This window comes from Mucilaginibacter pineti (assembly GCF_900101875.1).
In the GTDB taxonomy this organism is placed as follows: Bacteria; Bacteroidota; Bacteroidia; order Sphingobacteriales; family Sphingobacteriaceae; genus Mucilaginibacter; species Mucilaginibacter pineti.
Genome location: NZ_FNAI01000005.1, coordinates 324,980 through 351,798, shown reverse-complemented (window position 1 = coordinate 351,798; position 26,819 = coordinate 324,980). Strand labels below are relative to the sequence as shown.

General features: G+C 41.9%; 17 protein-coding genes. 7 read left to right on the top strand and 10 right to left on the bottom strand.

All coding sequences use genetic code 11. The annotated features are described in order from the left end of the window. Positions 1-171: 171 nt before the first annotated feature. The 3 genes from BLS59_RS13850 to BLS59_RS13840 all read left to right on the top strand — a co-directional run bounded on the left by BLS59_RS13850 (position 172) and on the right by BLS59_RS13840 (position 8,118). Positions 172-4,278: a hybrid sensor histidine kinase/response regulator transcription factor gene (locus BLS59_RS13850; RefSeq protein WP_091149864.1), complete on the top strand. Its 4,107-nt coding sequence runs from the start codon at positions 172-174 to the stop codon at positions 4,276-4,278. Between the two features lie 254 nt (positions 4,279-4,532). Continuing rightward, on the top strand, positions 4,533-6,356 hold the full coding sequence (locus tag BLS59_RS13845; RefSeq protein WP_091149863.1) for a glycoside hydrolase family 35 protein: 1,824 nt from the start codon (positions 4,533-4,535) through the stop codon (positions 6,354-6,356). Positions 6,357-6,759: 403 nt separating this feature from the next. Next, on the top strand, positions 6,760-8,118 hold the full coding sequence (locus tag BLS59_RS13840) for a HAMP domain-containing sensor histidine kinase (RefSeq protein WP_091149862.1): 1,359 nt from the start codon (positions 6,760-6,762) through the stop codon (positions 8,116-8,118). A gap of 12 nt (positions 8,119-8,130) precedes the next feature. On the opposite strand, the gene BLS59_RS13835 is transcribed toward BLS59_RS13840, so the two are convergent. The 4 genes from BLS59_RS13835 to BLS59_RS13820 all read right to left on the bottom strand — a co-directional run bounded on the left by BLS59_RS13835 (position 8,131) and on the right by BLS59_RS13820 (position 16,119). Beyond that, positions 8,131-9,573 (bottom strand): rubredoxin, encoded by a 1,443-nt coding sequence (locus BLS59_RS13835; protein ID WP_091149861.1) that lies wholly within the window; start codon positions 9,571-9,573, stop codon positions 8,131-8,133. Positions 9,574-9,578: 5 nt separating this feature from the next. After that, complete coding sequence (locus BLS59_RS13830) at positions 9,579-13,097, bottom strand: nitrate reductase (RefSeq protein WP_091149860.1); 3,519 nt, start codon at positions 13,095-13,097, stop codon at positions 9,579-9,581. A gap of 75 nt (positions 13,098-13,172) precedes the next feature. Continuing rightward, entirely contained in the window at positions 13,173-14,462 is a 1,290-nt protein-coding gene (locus BLS59_RS13825; protein WP_091149859.1) for an MFS transporter, read from the bottom strand. A gap of 115 nt (positions 14,463-14,577) precedes the next feature. Next, the gene (locus BLS59_RS13820) at positions 14,578-16,119 is read right to left on the bottom strand and encodes an alginate export family protein (protein ID WP_091149858.1); all 1,542 of its coding nucleotides are present in this window, start codon (positions 16,117-16,119) and stop codon (positions 14,578-14,580) included. Positions 16,120-16,561: 442 nt separating this feature from the next. Here BLS59_RS13820 and BLS59_RS13815 point away from each other — a divergent pair, with 442 nt between their 5' ends. Further along, the gene (locus tag BLS59_RS13815) at positions 16,562-17,257 is read left to right on the top strand and encodes a Crp/Fnr family transcriptional regulator (protein WP_091149857.1); all 696 of its coding nucleotides are present in this window, start codon (positions 16,562-16,564) and stop codon (positions 17,255-17,257) included. Between the two features lie 2 nt (positions 17,258-17,259). Here the strand turns inward: BLS59_RS13815 and nirD are convergent, their stop codons facing one another. After that, a complete protein-coding gene (gene nirD / locus BLS59_RS13810; protein ID WP_091149856.1) occupies positions 17,260-17,610 on the bottom strand; it encodes a nitrite reductase small subunit NirD in 351 nt (116 codons plus the stop codon). 87 nt (positions 17,611-17,697) lie between these two features. Continuing rightward, entirely contained in the window at positions 17,698-20,193 is a 2,496-nt protein-coding gene (gene nirB, locus BLS59_RS13805) for a nitrite reductase large subunit NirB (RefSeq protein ID WP_091149932.1), read from the bottom strand. A 285-nt stretch (positions 20,194-20,478) separates the two neighbouring features. Here nirB and cobA point away from each other — a divergent pair, with 285 nt between their 5' ends. After that, positions 20,479-21,210: a uroporphyrinogen-III C-methyltransferase gene (gene cobA, locus BLS59_RS13800; protein ID WP_091149855.1), complete on the top strand. Its 732-nt coding sequence runs from the start codon at positions 20,479-20,481 to the stop codon at positions 21,208-21,210. Between the two features lie 10 nt (positions 21,211-21,220). After that, positions 21,221-21,574: a DUF7009 family protein gene (locus BLS59_RS13795; protein ID WP_091149854.1), complete on the top strand. Its 354-nt coding sequence runs from the start codon at positions 21,221-21,223 to the stop codon at positions 21,572-21,574. Positions 21,575-21,617: 43 nt separating this feature from the next. On the opposite strand, the gene BLS59_RS13790 is transcribed toward BLS59_RS13795, so the two are convergent. Continuing rightward, entirely contained in the window at positions 21,618-22,217 is a 600-nt protein-coding gene (locus tag BLS59_RS13790; RefSeq protein WP_091149853.1) for a YceI family protein, read from the bottom strand. A 104-nt stretch (positions 22,218-22,321) separates the two neighbouring features. Between BLS59_RS13790 and BLS59_RS13785 the strand changes: the two genes are divergently transcribed. Continuing rightward, the gene (locus BLS59_RS13785; RefSeq protein ID WP_091149852.1) at positions 22,322-23,218 is read left to right on the top strand and encodes a winged helix-turn-helix domain-containing protein; all 897 of its coding nucleotides are present in this window, start codon (positions 22,322-22,324) and stop codon (positions 23,216-23,218) included. 66 nt (positions 23,219-23,284) lie between these two features. On the opposite strand, the gene BLS59_RS13780 is transcribed toward BLS59_RS13785, so the two are convergent. From BLS59_RS13780 to BLS59_RS13770, 3 genes are all read right to left on the bottom strand, one after another. Next, the gene (locus BLS59_RS13780; RefSeq protein WP_205411265.1) at positions 23,285-25,561 is read right to left on the bottom strand and encodes a multicopper oxidase domain-containing protein; all 2,277 of its coding nucleotides are present in this window, start codon (positions 25,559-25,561) and stop codon (positions 23,285-23,287) included. A 6-nt stretch (positions 25,562-25,567) separates the two neighbouring features. Continuing rightward, on the bottom strand, positions 25,568-26,083 hold the full coding sequence (locus BLS59_RS13775; protein ID WP_091149851.1) for a DUF3347 domain-containing protein: 516 nt from the start codon (positions 26,081-26,083) through the stop codon (positions 25,568-25,570). A 242-nt stretch (positions 26,084-26,325) separates the two neighbouring features. Next, on the bottom strand, positions 26,326-26,727 hold the full coding sequence (locus BLS59_RS13770) for an HYC_CC_PP family protein (protein ID WP_091149850.1): 402 nt from the start codon (positions 26,725-26,727) through the stop codon (positions 26,326-26,328). Positions 26,728-26,819 lie beyond the last annotated feature (92 nt).

Below are 26,819 nucleotides of genomic sequence, written 5' to 3'. Positions count from 1 at the left end.
AATGTTCTTTACTTTGCCTGAATCGGGTATCATTGGTTGTATAAGTGTATTAAGTACAATATTTCTATTAAATGGCTGTTAAAAGAGATTGTGTAGCTTATTTTATACCGGCACAAATTACCCGTAATAACGCGGTGTAGTATTTATCTAATTAAAAGTGATAACGGATTTATGTATAAAGCTGTCTTGTTCCTCCTTGTTAATTTTTTGTGTGTAACTGGCCTGAATGGACAAATTCTAACAACCTTGCCTGCCAATGACATCAAGAATTTTGCGTTAAAATCATATAATACTCATGACGGCCTGCCATCTGAAAATGTAACAGTGGCACTTAAAGACAGCCGCGGATATATGTGGATAGGTACAGATAACGGGCTTTGTAAGTTTGATGGCTATTCCTTTGAAAATTTAGTGAACATTCCAGGAAACACTGCAAGCATAAGTTCAAATTATATTAATGCACTTGCCGAAGATAAAAACGGAAAAATATGGGTTGGCACCATGGACGGCCTAAATGTTTTAGATCCCAACACTGAAAAATTTGAACGGTTTTATCATAATGATAATATCAAACAGTCAATAAGTAACAACAAAATTTTTTCGATCTTTTGTGACAGAGAGGGAACTATCTGGATAGGAACAGACGATGGTTTTGATCAATATGTGGCAAGCCTCCGATCATTTATTACCTATAAACCTAATTCACAAAACGAGTTTTCAATAAAAGGAAAGTCGGTAAATGCAATTGTTGAAGATAACGAGAAAAACCTATGGTTGGGGAACTGGAGTGGCGGATTGAATAAGTTCGATAAGGTTAGTAAGCGTTTTACCAATTATCCGCAAACTGAATCTCTGCATAAAAAAAAGCCTAATGATATTTGGAGTCTTTTGTACGATCAAAAAAACGGCTGTATTTGGGTAGGTACATATTGGAGCGGTCTTTTTAGTTTTGATCCTAAAACCCAACGATATACCACATTTTCAAGTAGTGATAATTTCAACATAGGCACCTTTAGCATTGACAACGTTAATGATTCTACCTTAATTGTTGCAAGTAACGCCGGGTTTTATTTTATAAATAAGGGCAATGGCCAATGGCGAAAAATTGGGTATGTTAATAGCAGTGCCGATGGCTGCGTTTACAATGATAAAGCTGGAATCATTTGGCTCTGCGGTAAAGAAGCTTTAACCAAAGTGGATTTTACACAATATAAATTCAATTTCATTCCATTATCAATTAAACCGCGTGAAGTAAAAAGTATATTGTTACAAGGGAACATGCTGTGGTTGGCAACAAATAACGGGCTTTATCAATTTGATTTATTAAAAAAGAAAACAAAGCTATTTTATCACACAAACAACCCTTCAAGCATAAGCAGCAATCAGATTGGGAAAATATATTTAGACAATGACGGTGTGTTATGGGCTGCCACCGAAAATGGCTTTGATAAGTTTGATGCTAAGAAGAATAGATTTATACACCACTTTCATCATTCTGCCCTGAGCAATTTCTTTAATGAAGATGTTTTCAGAGATATTTTTGAAGTAAATCCCCATGAATACTGGCTCGCTACAGATGCCGGCCTTAAGATATACAATGAGGAAAAGCAGCAATTCAAACATTATTATAACGATGATAGAAACCCTAATTCAATTGCCAGTAACCACATTTATAATCTTTTTAAAGATCATAAAGGCGATGTGTGGATTGGAACAAGTGGAAACGGGGTTGATCGCTTTGACCAGAAAACCGGAATTTTTCATCATTATGCATATAATGACAAAAATACCAGTAGCCTCAGTAATAATATTGTGCATTGCGTATTTGAGGATAGTAAAAAGAATATTTGGATATGCACGGCCGACGGCCTGAATAAATATGTTCCGGCAAGTGATTCTTTTATTGTTTACTCACGTAAAAATGGATTTGCAAGTAACGTTTTCAATAATATCGTTGAAGATAGCGCTGGGAATCTTTGGATTAACTCGGCCACTGGGATATCAAAATTTACTCCCAAAACCTTAACTGTCGCTAATTTCGATGAAGGCGACGGTGTGTTTTCCCACTCTACTATTTACAAGTCTGCAGATGGTCGGATGTATGTAGGCGGAAATTCTGGCGTAGTTGTTTTCGATCCGTCAAAAATTAAATGGAATAATAAAATACCCCAGGTTTACTTTTCCGATTTTCAGGTATTTAATAAATCGGTAAAGCCGGGTGCTAATTCGCCATTGAAAAAGCCTATTAGTATAGCTGATACGGCATTTCTTAATTATGATCAAAATGTATTTTCAATTGAATTTGTTGCGCTCAATTATACCCATTCCGAGAAAAATGTTTATCGGTATAGGTTGGATGGGTTTGACGAAAAATGGAATTTTAACACTGTTCAACGAAGGGTTACTTACACCAACCTTAATCCAGGAACGTATACATTTGAAGTAATTGCAAGTAACAATGATGGCGTATGGAACACGACACCTAAATCCTTGACCATAGTTATTTTCCCACCATGGTACCAAACCTGGTGGGCGTATACAATTTACACCATACTTATTGGCGGGTTGGTTTATCTGTATCTCTTATATAGAGATCATCAGGCTAAACTAAAATACGAAATTCAAGTTGCACACTATGAAAGTGAAAAGGAAAAAGAGCTCAGCGAACGAAAGCTCGCTTTCTTTACAAATATTTCTCATGAATTCAGAACGCCATTAACATTGATCATTAACCCTATCAAAGAACTCTTATATAACGAAAAGAAGGTTATGGATACCTCCAGTTTAACCATCGTTTACAGAAATGCGCGCAGGCTATTAGGCCTGGTTGATCAATTGCTTCTTTTCAAAAAGGCAGAATCAGAATCTGACCATCTGAGAACAAGCAATGTTAATATAATTGATTTATGTAAGGAGGTTTATTTATGTTTTGTACATGAAGCGAAGAGGAAACAAATTCAGCTTGAGTTCGTATCCTCGGCTGATTGTTTGAATATTTATGTAGATAGAGAAAAAACAGAAATCGTGTTATTTAATCTGCTCTCGAATGCAATGAAGTTCACTGCTAAGCATGGAAAAATTCGCGTCTGTGCAGAAGAAACTGAACAAGCGGTATTAATAACCGTTGAGGACACCGGCTGTGGAATCCCGGCCGAAGTTGGCGACAAACTTTTTAGTCGTTTTTACCAGGTATCTGATTTGGCCAGTACATCAACCGGAGGATTTGGTCTTGGCCTCTACCTCGTCAAAGATTTTGTAGAACGCCAGGCCGGAACAGTTGAATATTATAGTCAGATTGGAAAGGGTACATCCTTTACCATTACTTTGAAAAAAGGGAGATCGCACCTCAAAGACCTGGTTATTTTAGAGCAGCCAACAACTACTTCCGAGTTTTTAAAGGAGCTGATTGATTCTGAAACTACAGCCAATGATATGGTGTTAGCAGCAGACCCCGGTGAAGAACAATCGTTGTCTGATCTTAAAACCCTATTAATTATCGATGACCATGAGGATATGAGAGAATACCTCCGTCAGATATTTAAACTTGAATATAATGTTCTTGTAGCGTCAAACGGAGAAGACGGAATAAAAATAATTAACGAGCAATGGCCAGATATTGTTATATGTGATGTAATGATGCAGGGTATTACAGGCATTGAAGTTTGTGCTGCCATTAAGGGGAATAAGATAACCTCACATGTTCCCGTAATTCTTTTAACGGCCAGTGCATCAAATGAGATCAAGCTAAAAGGTATTGAAGGTGGCGCTGATGATTATATGGGAAAACCTTTTGATAAAGATATCTTGAAAGCAAGAGTCGCTGGGCTGCTTAAGAGCAGGAATACCCTCCAGCAATATTTTTATAACGAAATTACGCTGAACAACAACCCACATAGCATCTCTATAGAGTACAAACGTTTTCTGGATTCTTGCATCCGGATTGTTGAAGAACATATAACAGACCCTGATTTTAATCTTCAATCCTTAGCCTCTGAATTAAATATGTCCTATTCGGGGATTTATAAAAAGATCAAAATGATTTCCGGACAGCCCGCAAATAGCTTTATAAGGTTGATCAGATTGAGAAAAGCCGCACAGTTATTTGTACATAGCGATTTAAATATATTGGAAACTGCTTATGCCGTTGGAATAAAAGATATCAAATATTTTCGTGAGCAGTTTAAAAAGGTGTTTGACTTAAAACCTTCTGAATACATCAAAAAATTCAGAAAGAGTTTTAAAAACGCTATGGTCAATCAGATGGCCGAAAGAAAATAAATTTGTTTGCAGCCGCTTTTTTTAGCTTATCTGAAAATGTAAAAAAAGAATTCTTTAACCGGCAATTTAATTGGCGTTGTTTGTCAGTGTCATCGTTGGCCAGGCCGAAATCTCCCCAAAAGAACCTCCACAAGTCTGTTTTAGCAATTTACCCCCTTCAATTTTGCTAATTACCCCCTTTTTATTAATTGATTTTACATCCATTTTAGCACATCAACCAATTATGTAACCAATAACATCTTATATATTTTTTCATGAGATCATTCTTTCTTTTTTTGATAGCGACCATCTTGTTGACGGGCGGCCTGGTCAAAGCCCAACCTAAACATCAATTTACCTTAGGTGATAACGACTTTCTTTTAGATGGCAAACCTTTCCAGATGATTTCGGGTGAGTTACATTATCCCCGTATACCAAGAGAGGCTTGGCGCGACAGAATGAGAATGGCAAAAGCAATGGGCCTTAACACTATAGGTACATATGTTTTTTGGAACTTGCATGAACCCCAGAAAGGACAATTTGATTTTTCAGGTAACAATGATATTGTTGAGTTTATTAAAATAGCCCAACAGGAAGGTTTATGGGTAATACTGCGCCCAAGCCCTTATGTATGTGCCGAGTGGGAATTTGGCGGATATCCATATTGGTTACAAAATGAGGAAGGCTTGGTTGTAAGGAGTAAAAATCAACAATATTTAAGCGAATACGAAGGTTACATTAAAGAATTGGGAAAGCGTTTGTCCCGGTACCAGATAAATCATGGTGGCAACATCTTAATGGTGCAAATTGAAAATGAGTATGGTTCATACGGCGCTGATAAGGATTACCTGGCTATTAACCAGAAAATGTTTAAAGAAGCCGGGTTTGACGGTTTGTTGTATACCTGCGATCCGGCGGCTGATCTGGTAAAAGGACATTTACCTGGTTTGCTGCCTGCGGTAAACGGCCTGGACAATCCCGCTAAGGTAAAGGAACTCATCAATCAAAACCACGATGGTAAAGGACCTTACTATATTGCCGAATGGTATCCAGCTTGGTTTGACTGGTGGGGTACAAAACACCATACAGTGCCGGCAGATCAGTATACCGGCCGGTTAGACTCCGTAATAGCAGCCGGAATTTCCATAAATATGTACATGTTTCATGGCGGAACAACAAGAGGATTTATGAATGGGGCTAATTATAATGACCAAACCCCGTTTGAGCCGCAAATCAGTAGTTACGATTATGATGCGCCACTTGACGAAGCCGGAAATCCAACGCCCAAATTTTTGGCCTTTAGAAACGTAATTCAAAAATATTTATCCCCTGGTATTAATTTGCCTGCCGTTCCTCAGGTTAAACCCACCATCATAATACCTCAATTTGAACTTAAAAATGTGGCAAACCTGGATGACTTAAAACGTGAAAGTAAGAGTAGTCAAGATCCGTTAACCTTTGAAAATATGAAACTTGATTATGGTTTTATGTTATACCGAACAATTATTCCAGGAGGGAAATCCGGAATATTAAAGGTCAAAGAGCTTAGAGATTTTGCGGTGGTTATGATCAATGGGAAAACTATTGGAAACCTCGATCGTCGTACTGGATTAGATAGTATTAACATTAGTTTACCTGATGGGAATGTGACATTGGATATTTTGGTCGAAAACTTAGGTCGCATCAATTTTGGTAAATATCTGTTGCAGAATAAAAAGGGAATTGTAGGTAAGGTATTTTTTAAAGATAATGAAGTAACGGGCTGGCAAAACTTTCCTTTGCCGTTAAAAACCGTGGGCAGTTACAAACCGAAACCCGGTTTGTTGAATTTAAACACACCTGTCATGAAGAAGGGGGTTTTCTCATTGTCTTCATTAGGAGATACCTATCTCGACATGACCGATTGGGGTAAAGGCATAGTTTGGATTAACGGGCATAACTTAGGCAGATACTGGCGAACCGGACCTCAGCAAACGCTGTACGTACCACGCGAATGGTTGCATACCGGTAAAAATGAGATATTGGTGTTTGAGCTGCTAAAACCCGAAAAACAAAAACTATCAGCATTGAACAAACCTATTTTAGATCGTTTACAATAAGTAGACGTTTTTATAGCTCAGGTGCCAACTGGCAGCTTTTAGGCAAAAAATGGCTCGAAAAGCACCCAGTCTGGGGAGCTCTTAAAATCAATGACTTAACCCTGCTCTGGCGAGTAGGGTTTTTTGTTTCTCAAAATCTTATCAAAGAAGAAACCCTAACGAATTAGCCAAGTAAACAATTTATTATGATTCTTTATCACTTTATTTGCTCACCTCAATTTAGAGGAATCAGGATTCACTTAGTGTGCTGAATGTTTGGAAAATAAAAGAATGCAATCCCGATTGTTTCAATAATTTTCTTTTTATAGCTAACTATTTATCAACTTTAAACAATTAAAGGGATAATTTGCATTGATTCTCCGTTATTCTTTCTGCATGATCCCAAAAGGCTTTTAATTTAGGTATGCCAAAAACAAAGTTTGCTGCTACTAATTATAATATTTTAAAAAGAATTAATGATCTGTGGTTTAGGCTAATAGGAAGTCCGTCTATGTTCTCTTTAGAGAGCAGAATATTTCACTCAATTAGTGTAGGCTTAATTATCCTGGGTGCTGTTTATGTACCGTATAATTTTTTTGAAGGGCTTTATATTGGTTCTGTATCAAGTTTTTTAATTGCGGTATTTTTTTCTTACCAGTATTACAATTCCCGTTTTTATGGCAGGAAACACAGTAGCGTTTTATTTGGTTTAACGGGTATCTTTATTTTTTCAGTCAATTATTTTGCCAATTCGGGCATCAACGGTTCAACAGATTTAATATGGCCTGCATACCTGTTGCTGGTATTTGCCATTTCGCCTTACCGGCAGCATATAGCTTGGTTAATTGCCTATATAATATGTTTCCTGGTACTTCATATCGTAGCGTATCAATATCCATTATTGGTAAAATATCCTTTTAGCGCAGGCAAGGGTGAGCTGATAGACAGGGTCACAGCCTTCCCCATACCTGTGATAGCAATTTATATCATTATCAGGTTCATCAGGAAAAGCTACGATAAAGAAAAAGTTACCGTAGAAGAAAAAGCATTAGCTATTGAAGTACGAAATGAACAGATATTGCTGCAAAAAAATCAGTTGGAGCAAAGCGATGCCGAAAAGAATAAGTTATTGTCTATCATTTCACATGACCTGCGAGCTCCTCTTATTCAAATACAATATTACCTCGAATTACTAAATGAAAATGAGGTTGATAGCCTGGCACGCCCTGCATTAGAGAGAGATTTGCTTGCAGCCACCAACAATACCATGGATATGCTGTCGAACCTGCTGCATTGGTCCAAATCTCAAATGGAAGGTCCAGCCGTTAATTTATTAAGCCTAAACCTGTTTTCGGCAATAAAAAGCACCTTGGAAATGGGTAAAATACAGGCCGAAAAAAAACACATTTCTTTCAACTACCATATTGAACCTCAGGTAATGGTAGTTGCCGATACGGATATGCTGCAATTGGTGGTACGTAACCTTATTAGTAATGCCATTAAATTCACTTCTGATGGAGGTGTTATCAATATACTAACTCAATTGGTAAATCACGAATGTAAACTAACCGTTAGTGATAACGGAAAGGGTATTGATCAGCACAAACAGGAAAAAATATTTTCTATTAACACCGAACCCGGTTTTGGCACAAATAACGAAAAAGGCGTTGGTTTAGGCCTGCTGTTATGTAAAGAATTTATTGAGCGCCAAGGCGGCAGAATAGGTTTCGAAAGTGTTTTTGGGCAGGGCTCCAGCTTTTTTATTTTTATACCGTTGGCTTGATACGGATAAATCTCAATTGTTTATGCCTGCGAGTTCTTCGAAATTTTTTTTTGGTGCGCCGCAAGTAGAACATTCATAGCTATCTAAACTTTCAAAAGGTATTCCCGGTGCTATTTCATTCAGCGTATCGCCATATAATTCGTCATAGATGGTAAAGCAGCTTTTACACTGATAGACAGTTTTTTGACTAGTTGTTATAATTACATCTTCAACTTTTTTAGGCGATGAAGCTATATGAGCATTGCTTTGCTGCTCATAAAATACGTTGCAAAGTGCAATCAAGTGCCTGCTAAGATCTGCCCTGGAAACGCCCTGTTTATAGCTCACAAATTCGCGGGTATTGTGGTTAAAGTCACGCGTATGCACAATTTCAAAAATATCGGGCTTACGCTCACGGATCATTATAGAACCATAAATGCCCGATTTTGGTGATCTTTTTATGGCAAAGCTCAACCGGTAAGTCCGGAGGTCGGCCTCCTCAAATTCGCGTACCAATTGTTGTTTCAGGCTTAGGCATTGGTCGCAAAGGTCTTCTACCTGCCAGTTAAGTTCATTTGAAGCATGCCGTATGTTTATCCTGTATTTGTTTAGCAGGTTGCCCCATAATGGCCGGTGTTTTGTTTCGATATTTTTTATGAGCAACGATTTCCAGGGGCTTATATATAGCTGGCCTACACGGGTTTGCATACACAGGTTGCATATTTCCATTAAAAAACCAATATCGAACAGTTCATTACGACGGTATATGCCCAGCCAGTTTTTATTTCCATGCCTATTAAAGCCTTCATAATAAGGTAAATGAAATTCGGGGATTAGGAGTGGCTGATCTATCTGCTGAATTACAAACTGGTTATCGGCAGTAACCAGCTGGTATAACCTATCGGCGGCAATCTCAGCCTGATCATAAAAAAGTTGTTTGTTGGTAAATATCACTTCCTGCACCGCCTTGCTCATGGCCGGGATATCGTCTGAATATACCAGTACCGGCCAGTAGTACAGGGTGTTGGTTTTAGGGAATCTGATATACAAATACCAGTAATTACTTACCGGCGAAGCAATAAAATTTAGGTTGCCGGAAAAGAAGGGCACAAAGGTTTGGTTGCTATCAACCAGGTTTATTTTGAGTAGGGGCTTGTGGCTAAACAGGTCAAAAATGTCTTTATAAACACCTTCTTTAAGCCAGTTTTCGTGGTTGAAAATGCCGTCGGCTATGTATGAGCTGGTGATGTTGGGATGTATGTCGGTATCAATTTCATATTCAATGCCCGCGCTTAGCATATCAAACTCCATGTTCTCGAGTTGATCTGTACTGATCTCAAAATACAACTGCTGCCGGTTTCCAAAACGTACATCAGCCGCTCCGGCATTTTGGGCAATAACCAAAAACTCATAAAAATCGCCTGCAGATGTTACCCCGCCGGGTAGGTTCACCTTAATGAGTTGTTTTTTGTTCATGCCGATTATGCTTTAATTAGTTGTAGTTGCAAAACCTCTTCAAGTAAACGTTTAACCTCTGGGCGACATGAACCGCAGCCCGTGCCCGCACCTGTTTGGCTGCAAACATCGGCAAGCTGGGTGCAGCCCGATGCCACTTTATTGCGGATATTATCGGCCCCTACGTTATTGCAGCTGCATACCAGTTTACCCAAAACGGGTTCGGCTGTTTTGCCGCTGCGTAAAAGTTTCAGTCGTTTATCACTTAGCTCGGTTTTGTTGGCTATTAATTCTTTGAACTCCTGAAACTCTCCTTTATCACCTATGAGTATGGTGCCAACCAGCCTATCCTGGTGAATTATGCACTTTTTGTAGTACCGCTTTGCCTTATCAATAAATACCACTTCCTCGTAATCTTTATAATCCGGACAGTCGGATAAGCCTATGCTGCACAAATCAAACCCGTGAATTTTTATGATATTCATAAAAAGACTGCCTTTGTAGTAACTGGCAATATCGCCGTTCATGTAGGCAGCCACTACGGCGGCTTGCTGCTCGGCGGCTGCAGTAATGCCGTAAAGTGTTCCGTTAAATTCGGCAATTTCACCAATGGCGTAAATAGAAGGGTCGCTGGTAAGCAGGCGCTCGTTAACAATAACGCCGCGCTTGCAATCAAGGCCACATTCTTTGGCTATCTCCAGGTTGGGCGTTGTGCCAATGGCCAGGATCATAGCGTCGCAATCAATCTTATGGCCGCTTTTTAAACCTATCCCCGTTAATTTCGACCGGCCATAAAACAGCTGCACTTCATCGTCATAAAAAATATCACAGCCCTGATCTACCATTTCCTCGTGCAATAGCCTGCTGCCCAGTTCATCTAACTGCCGGTTTAAAAAGCGCGAGGTACGCTGAATTATGGTAATGGTGATCCCTATTTCGCGCAGCGAGGCAGCCATTTCCAAACCGAGCAAACCACCGCCCACAATTACCACATGGCCGTTGCGGGGTACGTGCTTTTTAAAGTTATCGGCATCGTTGCGGCTGCGCATACTGAAGATGCCCGGTAGGGTTGGTACGTTTTTTGGAATTGCCGCGCGGCTACCGGTTGCCAGCAGCAATACATCGTAATAAGTTTTTATGCCCCTGCTATCCAGTACATATTTATTGGCGCGGTCTATGCGTTCAATACTTACGCCGCGTAGCAGGCGGATGTTAAATTCAGGTTCTTCTTCGTCTGTCATTTTCACCAGCTGTTCCCAGCGCTGCTCTCCGCTAATGTAATCGGGCAGCATAACGCGGTTGTAAAAGGGATGGTCCTCCTTACTAAAAATGGTGATCTCATCGTCGCGGTTCAGTTCCCGGTATGATCGCACAAAGCCATGCGCGCCTGCGCCTGCACCAACCACTACAATCCGCTGAAACGGCTTTTTATATTTTTGAACGCTTACTGCGCAGTATTTAAAATCGGGCTCTTTGGATATTGGGTCTACCATATCATTGGTAACATTGTTAACCCGGTGCATATCGTTATTTAAAATTTTGCCCCAATGCATGGGCATAAAAACAACACCCTGTTTTATTTCGGGGGATATTTTAGCTTTTACCCTAACCTCGCCGCGGCGCGATGTGATGATGGTAACATCACCTTCCTGTACGTGTAACGCGGCGGCATCGGAAGGGTTTATTTCCATAAACGACTGCTTAATATGCTGGTTAAGCTTGTTCACCTTACCGGTTTTGCTCATGGTATGCCATTGATCGCGGATGCGGCCCGTGGTAAGGATGAACGGAAAATCATCATTGGGCGCTTCGCTGGTTAAAGTATCGGGAACGGCGCTGATGAGGGCGTTGCCATTATAGGTATAAAACTTTTTGTCGGTAAATAAACGCGGTGTGCCGATTACCGCGTTGCGCTTTTTGTAGGGCCACTGTACCGATCCCTGTTGTTTAATAATATCATAACTCAGTCCGCTGATATCGATGTTGGTTTTGGCGGTGAGCCTGGCGTGTTCTGCATAAATTTCTGAGGGGCTTTTAAAATCAAAACCTTTATAGCCCATTTTTTGCGCAAAACGGCAAATGATCTCGCTGTCAGCAATAGCCTCGCCCGGTGGGTCGAGCACTTTGTTGAGATAGCTGATGCGCCGTTCGGAATTGGTCATGGTGCCTTCCTTCTCGGCCCATGCTGCGGCCGGGAGTATCACATCGGCGTAAGCTAGGGTTTCGGGTTTGTTGCTGATCTCCTGTACTACCACAAATTTTGCTTTTTTTAGGGCTTCCTCGGCCAGCCGAACATTGGGGAGGCTGGTTAATGGATTGGTACACATGATCCAGATGGCTTTTAACCGACCGTCATTTAGCGCCTCAAACATTTCTGTAGCGGTGAGCCCTGGCTTGGCGGCAATCTCAGTTCCGCCCCAAAACTTTTGTACCTCTGCCCGGTGAGTTGCATTGGCCAGGTTGCGATGGGCAGGCAGCAGATTGGCTAATCCGCCTACTTCGCGCCCGCCCATGGCATTTGGCTGTCCGGTTAATGATAAGGGGCCCGAGCCCGGCTTACCAATATGACCGGTTATTAAATTGAGGTTTATAAGACTTAAATTTTTGTTTACCCCAATGGCGCTTTGGTTAAGCCCCATAGTCCACATAGTGATAAAGCCCTTGGCTTCGCCGATATATTTGGCTGCCAAACGGATATCCTGCTCGCTAACACCGCAAATACCTGCCGACTGGGCAACGCTGCGTTCAAATACAACTTTGCTGTATTGTTCAAAACCATCGGCATGGTTGGTAATAAAATCAACATCTATATCGCCATTTTCTATTAAAACCCTGCCAATAGCGTGGTTAAGGGTAATATCCGTACCGGGATTTAGCTGCAAATGCAAATCGGCAATGCCGCAGGTATCCGTAACACGCGGATCAACCACTATGAGCTTAACATGAGGGTTGGCTGCTTTGTGCGCTTCAACCCTTCGCCATAAAATAGGATGGCACCAGGCCGGGTTGGCACCGGTTACATAAAAGCAATCGGCCAGTTCAATATCATCATAACAAAGGGGTACGGTATCTTCGCCCAAAGCTATCTTATAGGCCGCCACCGCGCTGCTCATACACAGGCGCGAATTGGTGTCGATGTTATTGCTGCCGATGAAGCCCTTTATCAGCTTATTAACCACGTAGTACTCCTCAGTTAAACATTGCCCCGAGGCATAAAACGCCACCGAATCTGGTCCGTATTTATAAATAAATGTTTTAAAAACGGCTGCCGTACGCTCCAGTGCCGTATCCCAGCTTACCCTTTGCATGGGCATATTTTTACTGTAGCGCATTTGGGGGTACAGCAGCCTATCTGTTTTATCATTGACGGTGTAGTGCAGGTTCATGCCTTTGCTGCATAACATCCCCTTGTTTACAGGGTAATCCTTATCGCCCTCAAGGGTAATGCTTCCGTTTTTCTCCTTATTTATAACAACGCCGCAACCCACACCGCAATAACAGCAGATGCTTTTTAACCCATTATTTGATCGCTTTTTTAATGACATTGTTTTTTTGGGGAGCTGAAAGCTTATTTTAATTTTATAGCCCCTCTCCTTTGGAGAGGGGCTGGGGTGAGGCTGTTAAGCCATACTACCAGCCAATACAGGTTCGGCAGTTTTTATTGTTTGTTTTTGAAAACGAGTGATGAGTATTATTACCGATACCACCATAACCGTAATGCCGATGTAGGTGAATGCCTGTACATAGGTTATAGACTCGGATTTGAACAGGAAACCAAACAGCATACCACCCAGGTTACCGCCCGCGCCAACAATGCCACTCACCATACCCACATTTTTGCTGTTGATGAAGGGCACAATACCATAAGTAGCCCCATTTGACATTTTAAGGAACAGCGCAAACGAAAGCATGGAAATAATGGCAGCCACCAATGTGCCAGAATGCGCGAAAAGTACCAGTCCGGCACCCTCCAACAATAATACACCGGCGAGCAATAAACCTTTGCCCCGCATCCCAAATTTACCGCCTACTTTATCAGATACCATACCGCCCAGTGCACGGGCAAACAGGTTCATAAAACCAAAGATGCCGGCCCAGAAACCGGCCGAACTTTGCGACAGGTGAAACGTATCTACAAAATGCAGCGAAGCCACGTTATCGAAAGTTATTTCCATACCAAAACACATGGCGTAAGCCATAGTTAAGGCCCATACACGCCAATCGCCAAGGATAGACCAATCTGTTTTTGAGGGATTAGTTTTTGTGTAGCCCACCTCATCATAATTGCCATCGGGGGTATCCTTTGTATATTTCTGGTAGAGGAAAGCAATGATGAGCATCATTACACCCGGCACTATCATGGCATAGCGCCATGCCTCGGCCTTAGTGTATCCAAAGCCAACTATAGCTGCGAATATAAGTGGCATTACCATATTGGTTACCCCGCCGCCCAGGTTACCCCAGCCACCTGTTACCGCATTTGCCGTTCCTTTTATTTTGGCGTCAAACATCATTGATGTATGGAACTGCGTAATTACAAATGACGAACCTACAACACCTATTGCCAATCTGAACAATAAAAAAGAAGTATAATCATGTGCAAGGCCCACTAAAAATACGGGTAATGAGCCTACAAGCAATAGCCTGACAGCCGTTTTTCGCGGACCCCAGGTGTCGCAGAGCTTACCGATAATGAGGCGGGCTATAATAGTAGCCGTTACCGATGCAATAATGGTATTGCCTACCTGTGCCTTGGTTAAATGCAGCTCGGCGCGGATAGTTGGCATCAGCGGCGCCAGACCGAACCAACCAAAGAAGCACACAAAAAACATGAGCCAGGTAATATGAAAGGTTTTCATTTGAATCCCTTTCAAAGAGAATATATTGAGTTTAGTAAGTTGATTTTCCATAATGGTTTTTTTAGCGAAAAGCTGAAAGCATAAGGCCGAAAGCTTTTAGTGTTTTAATTTAATTGTTACCATTTTTTAGCCTTGAGCCTTGTGCTCTTAGCTTTAAGCTTATACGTTATTTATTCAAAAATTCGGGTTTGATATTTATTTGCAGATAAGCCCATACTGGGTTTAGCTTGCTGGTGCCGGGTGTTAATGCCTTGGCATACTCCATGCTGCGGGTTGCCGCCATGTAGGATAAACCCAAATCAACATTGGTAAACTTGTTGAGTTTATAACCCGCGGTAGCATCGAACTCGGTACCCAGGTATTTGCCGATAGCTTTACCGTCTGTCCCTTTTTGGTCCTGCGCCAACAGGAAGTAATGATTATCCAGTTCGGCATTAAAGCGTTTGTTATCTGAAATATATTTTATTTTGAAGTAAGGGTTGCTCAAACCACCTGTGGGTGAGCCGCTTGAGGCATAAAAATAGTCCATGTATCCCCAAAATTTGTGCGGGGTGCCATACAGCGGATCAAAACGGTGATTGGTTTTTGATGTAGATAACGCGTCATTGCCCGATAGATAATCCCAGCCGGCGATGTAGCTTAAATTGGCGCCTTTGTATAATAAGGATGCGGTGTAGGTGTAGGCACTTAGTTCCAACCCGTCCTTATCATGGCCGCCCTGGTAGTAAAAACCACCTGTCAGTGCCCATTGATCTTTACCGCCAAAAACAGGATTGATTAGTAAGCCGGTGGTGTAACGGGTGTTTACGCCTGTCTGGTTATAATGCCTGCCGTACACATAGCCCTCGTCTGTACCCGAAATATTTTTTACCGAGTCGAGCTTATACTTGCCAAACTGGTCTGTTAAAAAAAGGCCCGAAACTTTTGTTTTACTGATTTTTTTGGCAACGTATAGATATTCAAGCGCCTTATAATTCTGATTTAATCCGTTTGTTCCCGGCGGGTTTAAAAAAGCCGGGTTGCCGGTTTTTGAGCTAATGCCTGCCGCGTTTATCAGGGGGATAAAGCCGGCTGGGGTATTTACGAGGTTGCCTTTGCTATCCTTTACAGTAGCGGGCACGTTGGCCGGGGTATAATAGGTGCCATTATAATTAACAGCATCAGACCTTTGGTTGAAGGCGGCGCCCAGGTCTGCCTGCCAGCCGTGCTCAATCATTTTAAAAACAATGGCATCGTGCCGTCGGCCCTGTTGTATCCAGTCGGTAGCGCCTAATAGGCGTTCATCGTCATATGATAATTCCTGGCGGCCAATTTTTATGGCGAAGTAATCAAGCGGGGATATTTTAAAGGCTGTATCTTTTTTATTGGAGAGGATAAGCTCGGCCCAGGCCTCGTGAAGACTCAGCCTGCTGCCGTCATTTACGGTTATGGTTGATGCATCCTGGCCCCAAAGCCTTACATCCTGCATCGTTGTTTGAAAAATAAGCCTACTGCTTTTATAATTGAAGGTAAGCCGCGTTCGCTGGGAGATAAAAGCGGCATTTTTGTTACCTATTGGCTCTAAAGTTCCGTAACCATCACGTAATTCGCCCCTCGTTTTTAGCTGACCTGATAAGGTTAGCTGTGCCGAAGCGTTATAGGAAACAAAACATGATATAATTAATAGAATTTTGCCAAGAGTGTATTGATTACATACATTTTTGTACATTTGAAATGGTTTTTTATTTGTTAAAGCGATTAAAAACTATACTAACCCTGTCTGGGAATGCGACCTCCCGGCAGGGCTTTTTTTATATTTTTTTGATTTTCATCATAGGCGACTTCTTTTTTAATTATTGATGCAATTAATTATCATAAATATATCTTATTTAATGGATAATTTCAAATAATTGAATTGTAAAGTTGATTTTTGTGATTTAAATCATGTAAATATCTAATTTTTACAAAAAAGTTAAATTTACTGTGGTAAAAAATAGTCAAAATATGGCTTTGGTAATTTTTTATTGAATTTTAAATAAAATTTATTCAATAAAATCTCTTTGAAGTGATTATTTATCTAAAGTAGAATGCTAAAAGCGCTAAAATTTCAAAATAATTATAATTTTAATGCACTTTTGCATTGAAAAATATTATCAGAACTACAATATTTAATGAAGAAGACTACACAATGCGATGTGAATACTTGTTTTTTGTGTAAAAACTGTATTAAAGAATGGCTGCCGGCTATTTCGGCCAACAAAAAGAATATCAACGTTAAAAAAGGGCAGGTTATTTTTAGTGAGGGTGACCCGGTTACCGGGATATATTTTGTTTACGAGGGTAATGTAAAGGTTCATAAAAAATGGGGGGCGGATAAAGAGCTTATTATTCGCTTTGCAAATAAGGGTGCGATATTTGGTCACCGGGTTTTGGGTGGACAGGCATCGCATTATCCTATTTCGGCAACAGCGCTGGAGGCAGGGGTTGTTTGCTATGTTGATATGGAGTTTTTTGAAAGTACGCTGAAGGTAAATTCGCAATTTATGTATCAGTTGATGCTGTTTTTTGCTGATGAGCTGCAGGAGGCCGAGCGGAAGATGCGCAATCTTGCCCACATGTCGGTAAAAGGAAGGGTTGCCCAGGCGCTTATCTCCCTGAAAAAACAGTACGGTGTAAACCAGGAGGGGCATGTTGATATTGAACTTACCCGGCAGGATCTGGCATCTTATGCGGGGGCTACTTACGAAACTGTTTTTAGGGTAGTAAATGAACTTACGCAAGAAAAACTGATTACTACAAACGGAAAAAAGATAAACATCACCAATGAGGGAAAGTTATTTCTTTTAACCCAGGATACCGACCTGTAGCCTCAGGCTATGCCGACAAAAACTTTGCCGTCGGCCACTTTTACCGGGTAGGTTTTAATCGCCAGCTCTTCTTCGCCTATGCATTCGCCGGTAAGTAATGAGAATGCTTTTTTGTGAAAGGGGCAGGCTACCTTTGGTTCGCAGGCATCGCCGGTGCTGCCAATCATACCGCGCGAAATTGCCATTTGCTGTTTATGCGGGCAAAGATTTTGCGTGGCATACCATTCGCCACGACGGGTGAAGTTGAATATCGCTATTTGCTCATCGCCATGTTTTATGCATGAGCCGCCATTTTCGGGTACGTCATCAACATAACAAGCAAGTATCCATTCAGTTGCTATTGCTGTTTCCATTTAACATTTGATTAAAAGGGAGTAAAGTGGTATTATTTTCACCGCCTCGTTTTTTGAATTTTAACTTTTGAATTTTTAATTAACACCCTACCATTCCCTGGCCTTAACCTGTTGGCGCATGGGCTCAAACAGTGCATGTGGGTCTTTTTCGTCGGGTGCGTTTATGAAATGGGCAAAACGTTTGCGCATGGCTGGGTCATTGATGGCTTCCTTCCATTCGCAATGATAGGTATCAACCAGTGATTGCATTTCTTCTTCCAATTGTGCCGCAAGGCCCAGGCTGTCATTTATAATTACATTTTTCAAATAGCTCATGCCGCCGTCGAGCTTATTTAGCCAGGTTGCGGTACGGGTTAGCTGGTCGGCGGTTTTTATGTAAAACATCAGGAACCTGTCGAGGTATTTTACCAGTGTTTCCTTGTCAATATCGGTTGCCAGTAATTGCGCGTGCTGGGGTTTGGAGCCGCCATTGCCGCATACGTATAAATTCCAGCCTTTTTCTGTGGCTATAATGCCAAAATCCTTTGATTGGGCTTCGGCGCATTCGCGAACGCATCCGCTTACGCCGCCTTTTAATTTGTGAGGTGCGCGGATGCCTTTGTACCTGTCTTCTATTTCGATGGCGAAGGTTACGCTATCATGCAGGCCAAACCGGCACCAGGTGCTGCCTACGCAGCTTTTTACCGTACGCAGTGCTTTGCCGTAAGCGTGTCCGCTTTCAAAGCCGGCATCAATCAGTTCCTCCCAAATTAACGGCAGGTCGCTCAGGTGTGCGCCGAACAGATCGATACGCTGGCCTCCGGTGATCTTAGTATACAGCCCGTAACGTTTGGCTACCTGCCCGATCACTATTAATTTATCGGGCGTAATTTCGCCACCGGGGATGCGGGGAACTACCGAATACGTGCCGCCCTTTTGAATGTTGGCCAAAAAACGGTCGTTACTATCCTGAATAGCTTCCTGCTTCACTATAACATCATTCCATAGGCTGGACAGGATACTGGCCACAACAGGCTTGCATACTTCGCAGCCGTCGCCTTTTCCATAATGATCAAGTACGAGGTCGTAATTTTTTAAACCGTTGATCTTAACCATGTCAAACAGCTCCTGTCTTGAATAATCAAAATGCTCGCAGATGGTGTTTTTAACATACTGACCATTGGCTTTCAGTGTACCGGCAATCAGGTCTTTCACCAGTGGTATGCATCCGCCGCAGCCGGTGCCCGCTTTGTTGCATTTTTTCATGCCGTCAATGCTGGTTATTCCCTGCTCATTTACTGCCGAACAGATACTTGCCTTGCTTACCGCCTCGCATGAGCAAATAAGCGCGTCGTCGGGCAGGCTCATGATGCCTGCGCCTGCATTGGCCTCGGCACCGCGCAAACCGAGGATCAGATCTTCAGGATCTGGCGGGAGTATCATTTTATTGTTGACGGTTTGCAGCAGCATATTGTAAGCGTCTGCATCGCCAATTAAAATACCGCCTAAAAGATTTTTGCCGTCATTGGTTATGTTTATGCGTTTGTAAATTCCCTTGTGGGTATCTTCAAACAAAATGGTGCGGCAGTCGGGCTCGGTAATAAAGGCATCGCCAAAGCTGGCTACATCTACACCAATAAGCTTTAGCTTGGTGCTCATATCGTAACCGTAGAAGGATTTATCCGCCTGGGTTAAATGAGCGGCCACGATGTCGGCCATCTCATAACCCGGCGCAACTAAACCATAAATCATTCCCTCGTATAATGCACACTCGCCAATGGCATAAATATGTTCATCGCTGGTTTGCATTTTTTCGTTCACTATAATGCCGCCGCGGGTGCCCACATGCAGGCCGGTTAGTTTAGCCAATTCATCCCGCGGGCGGATACCTGCCGAGATCACCAGCATATCAACAACCAGCAGGCTATCGTCATTAAATCGCAGGGCTTCTATTTTTTTATCTCCAACAATAGCGGCAGTGCTTTTATTTAAGTGTATGTGCAGGCCCAGTTGCTTTAATTTCAACTGCAGCATATTGCTACCTGCTGAATCAATTTGCCGCGGCATAAGGCGTGGCGCAAATTCAATTACGTGCGGTTCGGCAATGCCCAGGTCCATGAGTGCTTTTGCGGCTTCCAGACCAAGCAGGCCGCCGCCCATTACAGCGCCCGATCTGGCGTTTACGGCGCAGGCTTTTATCAGTTCCAGGTCTTCAATGGTTCTATAAACGAATACGCCGTCTTTTTCGATGCCGGGAATATCGGGCACAAAGGCCGATGAGCCGGTTGCCAGTACCAGGTAATCATAATGTAGTTTTACGCCCTTTAAGGAATGGATTGTTTTTTCGGTTTTGTTGATCTCCTGGATAGGGTCATCAAGGTGCAGCTGGATATTGTTTTCGGCATACCATGATAAGGTTGAAAGCGAAAGGTCATCGGCGGTTTTGTCGGCGAAATATTCGCTGAGGTGTACCCTGTCATAAGCATGACGCGGCTCCTCGCCAAAAACAATTATTTGGAATTGGGATGATCTGGCTAAAAGTTTCTCGCAAAACTTATAACCTACCATGCCGTTGCCAACAACAATAATGGTTGGTTTTGACATATCGATTTTTTTAAATGTTAAAGCAATTTTCAACTTAAATACATTTAACTGCGACCTCAAATGCATTTACATCACAATTATAATTAAAAAATGGTAAATAAAAAATTTTAATCCAGTATTTTATTAAATAAATCATGTTTATTGTTAATTTAATTCATATTTTAGAGTTATAAATATGTTTTATGTCATTTTTAAATGATTTTAAACTGTAATTTTTGACAATTTGTTAAAATGGTTCAAAAATTTGTCTTCATAAATTGATTTTTTGTCTTGAAATTAAAAATAATGGAAATTGTATCCCAAAAACCTGAATTGTTTGTACTTGGGGCTGGTCCCGGCGATCCGGAATTGATAACTGTTAAGGGATATAAGGTTTTACAACAGGCAAAAGTGGTATTATATGATAACCTTGCCAATAAAGAACTGCTTGACATTTGCAATGCCAGCTGCGAAAAGGTTTATGTAGGCAAACAACCTTACGGCGATTATACACCGCAGGAAACCATTCACGAGCTTATAAGGCATTATGCTTTTACCAACGGGAGCGTGGTGCGGTTAAAAGGAGGCGATCCATTTATTTTTGGTCGTGGGTTTGAAGAGATCATTTATGCGCGCGGGCAGGGAATAGAAACCCATTATATACCGGGTATTACCAGTATGCAGGCTTCGGGCTTTGAAGATATCCCGCTTACGCACCGTTCGGTAAGCGAAAGTGTATGGATGGTTACCGGCACAAAAAAAGACGGCCGACTTTCTGCTGATCTGGCCTGTGCCATGCAAAGCAATGCCACCGTTGTTATATATATGGGCATGAAAAAGCTGGATGAAATTGCGCAAACCTACGTTAGTGCAGGTAAAGGACAAACCCCTGCGGCTATTATTCAGCATGCATCGCTGCCGCATCAAAAACTGGCTAAAGGCCAGGTAAAGGATCTTGCTGCTATGGCGCTGGAAAATAAACTTACCTACCCGGCATTAATAATTATTGGCGATGTAGTAAACCTTAACAATCAATAGGAGAAGCATTATGAAGATCAGGATAAAAGGAAATTCGCTCAGGTATAGGCTTACCAAAACCGATGTTGAACGTTTTGCGCGCGATGGCTACCTGGAAGAAACAACAGACTTTGGCACGCAGGTACTCAAATATGCGCTAAGGCGATCAAGCAACCTAAACTTAACCGCCAGCTTTAATAATTGTACCATAACCATGCACATGCCGCACGCCATGGTAAACGAATGGGCAAACACCGAACGCGTAGGCTTTGAAACCAGCAGCGACCGGTTTTACCTGCTCATTGAAAAGGATTTTAAATGCCTGGATAACGTAGCCGAAGATCAGAGCGATAATTATCCAAATCCTTTGAGCTTAAAAATGTGATTTTGTGTGTTAAACTATCTCGGCCTGTAGTTACCCCGATTTATTATTTTGTAAATACAAGGTTTAGTGAAACGCCTATCTCATCGGTAATGATCTTATCTGTTAAGGCGGCAATGAAATCCCATGATTTGGGTTTTGGCTGAAAATCAATGTGCCATTTAACCCGGTCTATTTTGGTTTCGGCGGCGGCATTAACAATATTTCCCTTCTTTTTTATGATAGCGGTAAATTCAATAGGGTTTGTAATTCCCTTCATAGTAAGCTCTCCGGCTACCTTAAAAGTTGTTGATTGGCCAACACGCATTATCTTTTTGATATTTATGATGGCTGAGGGGTATTTGACAGTTGCAAAAAAGCCGTCGGTTTTTAAACGGTCATCTACTTTTTTGTTTCCGTCGGGGTTATGATCTGTACTCTTCATGCTATTCATATCAAGGCTAAAGGCCGCGCCCATCGGCTCGCCCCCGGCAGAATAACTGAGGCTGCCCGAGTTAAAAAGCAGGTAGCCATAATGGCCGCCCATTGTTTTGCGGGCATCCCATAAAATTTTACTTTTTTTGATATCCAATTGGTAGGTTTGCTGTGCATTAGCGGCCAGTTGAAACATAAACAATGTTAGGATAATTGCAGATTTTTTTAACATAACATATAGGGTTTTGAGCTGCAAACCTATTCATACACAGTAAGTTTGATATGGTGATTATTGTAAATAAAATTGTAAACTTTGTAAAATAAACCAGCGCAGCTATGGCCAGTTATAAAACACGTTTAGATATCAATACCAAATACCTGCTGGGGCTTACCGCCCTGTTGCTGACAACCATGATATGTGCGGCGTTTAGCTTTACCGGTAACGACGATTTTGACGTAGCACGACAGGGGATAATGCTTAGGGAAATAGGACATGAGATCCTTTTACATTCGGGAGATAGCACATCGAGGGTGTTGCCGGTAAAGAAAGTGGCCGAAAATGAATACCAGATCAAGTTTGAAAATGATTTTACCTTTCAGTCAGATTCTTTGGTTAATATAATAGGCCGCTCGCTGGCAAAAAACAACCTGGCGCATAACTACATTGTAAATGTGTTAAACTGCACCGGGAAAGATATCATATTTGGCTACGCCATATTTAAAAATAAAAAGGACAACATAGTGCCCTGTAAAGGCCGTAAGCAACCTAAAGGCTGCTACCTGGTTACTATTAAATTTCAAAGCAACAGTATAAGTACTCCTCAAAAAGGGTTATTGATAGGCGGCATACCTTTGCTGGCTTTCATAGGGCTTGTTATTTCAAGATCTGTTAAAACCCGGAAAAGCAAGCCTGAGAACACCGGCGTTGAAAAGGATAGCTTTGAAATTGGCAAAACATTGTTTAAACCTCAAAAGCGCCAGCTTATACATGCCATAACCACTATAGAACTTACAGCGAAGGAAAGTAAATTGCTGCTGATATTCGCACAATCTCCCAATATCATTATCGAGCGAAGCAGGCTTCAAAAAGAAATATGGGAAGATGAGGGTGTAATTGTGGGCCGCAGCCTGGATATGTTTATATCAAAACTGAGGAAGAAGCTGGAGAGTGACCCAACCATCCGGCTTGTAAACATCCATGGTAAAGGCTACCGGCTTGAAGTTGGGGAATGATATCCCGCTACTGCGGCAAAAAAATAAAGCTGATACGACACGCGTATCAGCTTTAAATAAATTTACTCAATAGCTTAAGGTTAACCCGGCACCAAGCCCCATATCGCTGTCGTAATGGCTCGATATAGAGAAATATTTGGTGGCGATATACCTGAAACCTGCGGCGTACTCCTTATCGGTATTGGCCATAATAGTGAAACGCAGACGGCTGGTTAGGGGTATATCGTCCCTCCCTAATTGAAACCTGAGTTTACCATTGCCATCTATACGTGCATCGGCCACAAATAGCATGGGTAGGGTATAGGCTAAACCGGCTACTACTGTATGCCTGTTGTTTTTATTACTTGCCTGGCCAAACAGGTTGTTTTCCGTGCTGTTTTCCTTTTTATAGTGATAATCAAAACCGCCGTAAGCGTATAGCCATTGCATTTGGCCAAAGTAACGCCCAATCATGGTTTCGCTTTCATAACCTTTTTTGTCATTTAAGCCTAAATGCCAAAGGGTAGAGAGTTTCCAGCGGGTGTTGGCTAAATAGGCGTTGCCATCGCTGCCGTTACTTTCCAGGCCCAGTTTGGCCGATGCGTAAAAATGCTGGTCATCTGCGTATATCTTTTTAAGGGCCAGCGCCGGATCTGGCAGCTCGGGGTTGGGCGGCGAGTTTTCATAACTAAAAATACGGCCCATACCGCTCATCATGTGGTACAGGATATGGCAATGGAAAAACCAATCGCCACTTTCGGTAGCGCGAAACTCAATGGTATCCCTTTCCATGGGCATAATATCCAACGTGTTTTTTAAGGGCGAATGATCGCCCTGCCCGTTCAGCACCCTAAAATAATGACCGTGCAGGTGCATGGGATGCCGCATCATGGTGTTGTTATAAAGAATGATGCGGACGTTTTCGCCCTGCTTTATCAAGATCTTGTCTGACTCCGAAACTGTTTTGTTATTGATGGTCCACACATAACGGTTCATGTTGCCGGTAAGATTAAACCTGAGCAATTTAGTTGGTCCCGCGGGTAAAGTAGTAACCTTGGTTGACCTCAGCATACCATAATTAAGCGTTGTTATATCACCTGCCGAACCGCCCATATCCATGCCCGCCATATCGTCCATTTTATCGGGAGGCATTTTCTTTTTTGAATCGGCTGGTTTGGCATCGCCAGTAATTTCCGGATACATCACGGTGTTCATATCCATGACCTGGTTGGTCATCACCATTCCGTCCATTTCTTTCATATCGCCGTTCATGGCCATCATACCGTTCATCATTTTCATCCCCTCAAAATATTTGAGTTTAGGCAAACGGGTTGCAGCATGTTTAGTACCTGTGCCAAGCCATAACGAGGTGTATTTGGTTCGGTCTTCAGGGGTGGCTAAAAATTCATAGCTGCCATCTTTAGGTACTGTTACTTCCACATCATAAGTTTCTGCCGATGCTATAATCAGCCGGTCAACTTCAACGGGTTCAACATCTTCGCCGTCATTGGCTACCACGGTAATTTTTCCGCCTGCATATTTAAGCCAGAAATAGGTAGATGAGCCACCATTAACAATGTGCAGCCTCAGCTTATCGCCGGCTTTAAACTGTGGCGCCTGGTTTTCAACCTTGCCATTGCTAAAAAAGCGGTCGTACGCCACATCACTTACATCCATTGCCAGCATCCGTTTCCATTCGTTGGCTACCTTGGTTTTAAAATGACCTTCCTTAATGGCTTCAAGGTAGTTTTGTGTGCTGCCCTTGCGAATAGCGTACCAGTCTGTAGCGTTATGCAATGATCGCTGTACCTGCTCGGGGTTTTCATTAACCCAGTCACTCAATACCAAAGTGTAGTTTTTTACTGGGGATGCCTGTTTTTTAAGGATCACAAAAGCGCCATACATGCCGCTCTGTTGCTGGGTCATGGTGTGTGAATGATACCAGTAGGTGCCATTTTGTACTAAAGGAAACTTATAAAAATGCGTTTCGCCAGCCTTAATGGGCGCGGTAGTAAGGTACGAAACGCCATCATATCGGTTAGGTAATATTAACCCATGCCAGTGGATCGACGTTTCCATCATCATTTGATTATGCACATAAATTTCGGCGGTATCGCCCTCAGTAAATGTGAGGGTAGGGGCCGGGATTGATCCGTTTATAGCCATTGCGGGCCTTGTCTTGCCGGTAAAGTTTACAGTTGTATCTGCAATGTATAGGTGATAAATAGCATGGTTGCCAACCTTTGTATAAAAAGGCATCTTTTTGTCCGCCATATCACTGCCGGCTTTCATGGCCATACCATGTTGCGCCAATACAAAGCCCGGCCAGAATAACCCGGCGAGCACTAATAATTTGATCTTCATCTGAAATTATTTTGTAGCGGGTGCCAAAGTTTCGGTGGTTTTGCCGCAGGTAAGCATTTGTTTGCCATAATAAGGGTTTTTAACCGCTGATGTTTCGCTTAGCCAGGTGGCTTTTTTCATGGGGCAGTATTGCTCATATATGGCTGTGCTATTCAGTTTCAGGCCTTTTACTACTTCATACATGTTTTTTGACAGGTTTGTAAAATGCTCGCGTTGATGATCAATGGCATCGCTTTCGCTGATGTGCCTGCTGTCAAATTCTAATTTGTTGGCGTATGCGGCCCATAATTTCTTTTGCTCAGGAGTTAGTTTATCTGCAGGTACCGCGGTAATGGCGGTCAATAATTCCTTGGCATTGGTTTTAGTGGTGGCATTATTATCGGCGGTTAGCGCGTTTTTAACACCCAGGTACGTGGTTATTACCTTGTTAACAGCAGCATTTGCGGTTAAATCCTGCGCTTTGGCAGCGGTAAATACTATTAAAAGAGTGAAGGATAATATGATGGATTTAAAAGTTTTCATAATGTGTAATCTTTAATTTATTTAATTGTTTCGTTCGTTTTGTATTGCTCCGTATTGGCCGGGTGTTGGGGTCGGTACGTTTTAAATTGTGCAGATGGGTATGCACTGTTATTATAGCCAATTTATAAACAATCTTGCAAACAATGGTTTAACCGAAAGGAAATTTCCTGTAATTAACGCAGACTTTTGCCAAATTATAAATGCACAAATGCCATGCCGCGAAGATTGCCGTACAGCTTAAATCACACTCGAAGGGAACGAAATAAAATAGAGATTGACCTGCCGCTTTTACCCGGTGGTGCTTTGCCATTAAACCATGAAGTATGGCTAATGTTGGCGTTGTAACCTATATAACCAACAATTAGTTGCTGGTGCACTAAAATAGCCGTTTGGGTAAACTGTAGCTCAAAGCCGGGTTTCAGGTTTTCCTTAACCACGTAGGTGCCATGCTTTTTACAGCAATCACAATCCTTGCCGTCATCGCAGTGCTTTTTAGCGCCGTGCATGGGCACATTGTTGTGTGCCATAGTCATGGCGGGCTTTGTTAAAAGTTTTTCGGCAGCGCAATGAACAATACAAACAAACATCCCTGTTGTAAGTAACAGGTAAAATGCCGTCATACTGAAAATTGCCGCTTTTTTCATGTGCATTACAAAGTTAACCTATTCTTTTAACTACTTATTTATAGAATTTTGTTTAATTGTTATATAATTTCAATCATCTTATGTTTAGCACC

What these genes read in the sequence shown, in the direction of transcription:
- BLS59_RS13850 (WP_091149864.1), top strand. Translation starts at nt 172, where the DNA reads ATGTATAAAGCTGTCTTGTTCCTCCTTGTTAATTTTTTGTGTGTAACT.
- BLS59_RS13845 (WP_091149863.1), top strand. Translation starts at nt 4,533, where the DNA reads ATGAGATCATTCTTTCTTTTTTTGATAGCGACCATCTTGTTGACGGGC.
- BLS59_RS13840 (WP_091149862.1), top strand. Translation starts at nt 6,760, where the DNA reads ATGCCAAAAACAAAGTTTGCTGCTACTAATTATAATATTTTAAAAAGA.
- BLS59_RS13835 (WP_091149861.1), bottom strand. Translation starts at nt 9,573, where the DNA reads ATGAACAAAAAACAACTCATTAAGGTGAACCTACCCGGCGGGGTAACA.
- BLS59_RS13830 (WP_091149860.1), bottom strand. Translation starts at nt 13,097, where the DNA reads ATGTCATTAAAAAAGCGATCAAATAATGGGTTAAAAAGCATCTGCTGT.
- BLS59_RS13825 (WP_091149859.1), bottom strand. Translation starts at nt 14,462, where the DNA reads ATGGAAAATCAACTTACTAAACTCAATATATTCTCTTTGAAAGGGATT.
- BLS59_RS13820 (WP_091149858.1), bottom strand. Translation starts at nt 16,119, where the DNA reads ATGTACAAAAATGTATGTAATCAATACACTCTTGGCAAAATTCTATTA.
- BLS59_RS13815 (WP_091149857.1), top strand. Translation starts at nt 16,562, where the DNA reads ATGAAGAAGACTACACAATGCGATGTGAATACTTGTTTTTTGTGTAAA.
- nirD (WP_091149856.1), bottom strand. Translation starts at nt 17,610, where the DNA reads ATGGAAACAGCAATAGCAACTGAATGGATACTTGCTTGTTATGTTGAT.
- nirB (WP_091149932.1), bottom strand. Translation starts at nt 20,193, where the DNA reads ATGTCAAAACCAACCATTATTGTTGTTGGCAACGGCATGGTAGGTTAT.
- cobA (WP_091149855.1), top strand. Translation starts at nt 20,479, where the DNA reads ATGGAAATTGTATCCCAAAAACCTGAATTGTTTGTACTTGGGGCTGGT.
- BLS59_RS13795 (WP_091149854.1), top strand. Translation starts at nt 21,221, where the DNA reads ATGAAGATCAGGATAAAAGGAAATTCGCTCAGGTATAGGCTTACCAAA.
- BLS59_RS13790 (WP_091149853.1), bottom strand. Translation starts at nt 22,217, where the DNA reads ATGTTAAAAAAATCTGCAATTATCCTAACATTGTTTATGTTTCAACTG.
- BLS59_RS13785 (WP_091149852.1), top strand. Translation starts at nt 22,322, where the DNA reads ATGGCCAGTTATAAAACACGTTTAGATATCAATACCAAATACCTGCTG.
- BLS59_RS13780 (WP_205411265.1), bottom strand. Translation starts at nt 25,561, where the DNA reads ATGAAGATCAAATTATTAGTGCTCGCCGGGTTATTCTGGCCGGGCTTT.
- BLS59_RS13775 (WP_091149851.1), bottom strand. Translation starts at nt 26,083, where the DNA reads ATGAAAACTTTTAAATCCATCATATTATCCTTCACTCTTTTAATAGTA.
- BLS59_RS13770 (WP_091149850.1), bottom strand. Translation starts at nt 26,727, where the DNA reads ATGAAAAAAGCGGCAATTTTCAGTATGACGGCATTTTACCTGTTACTT.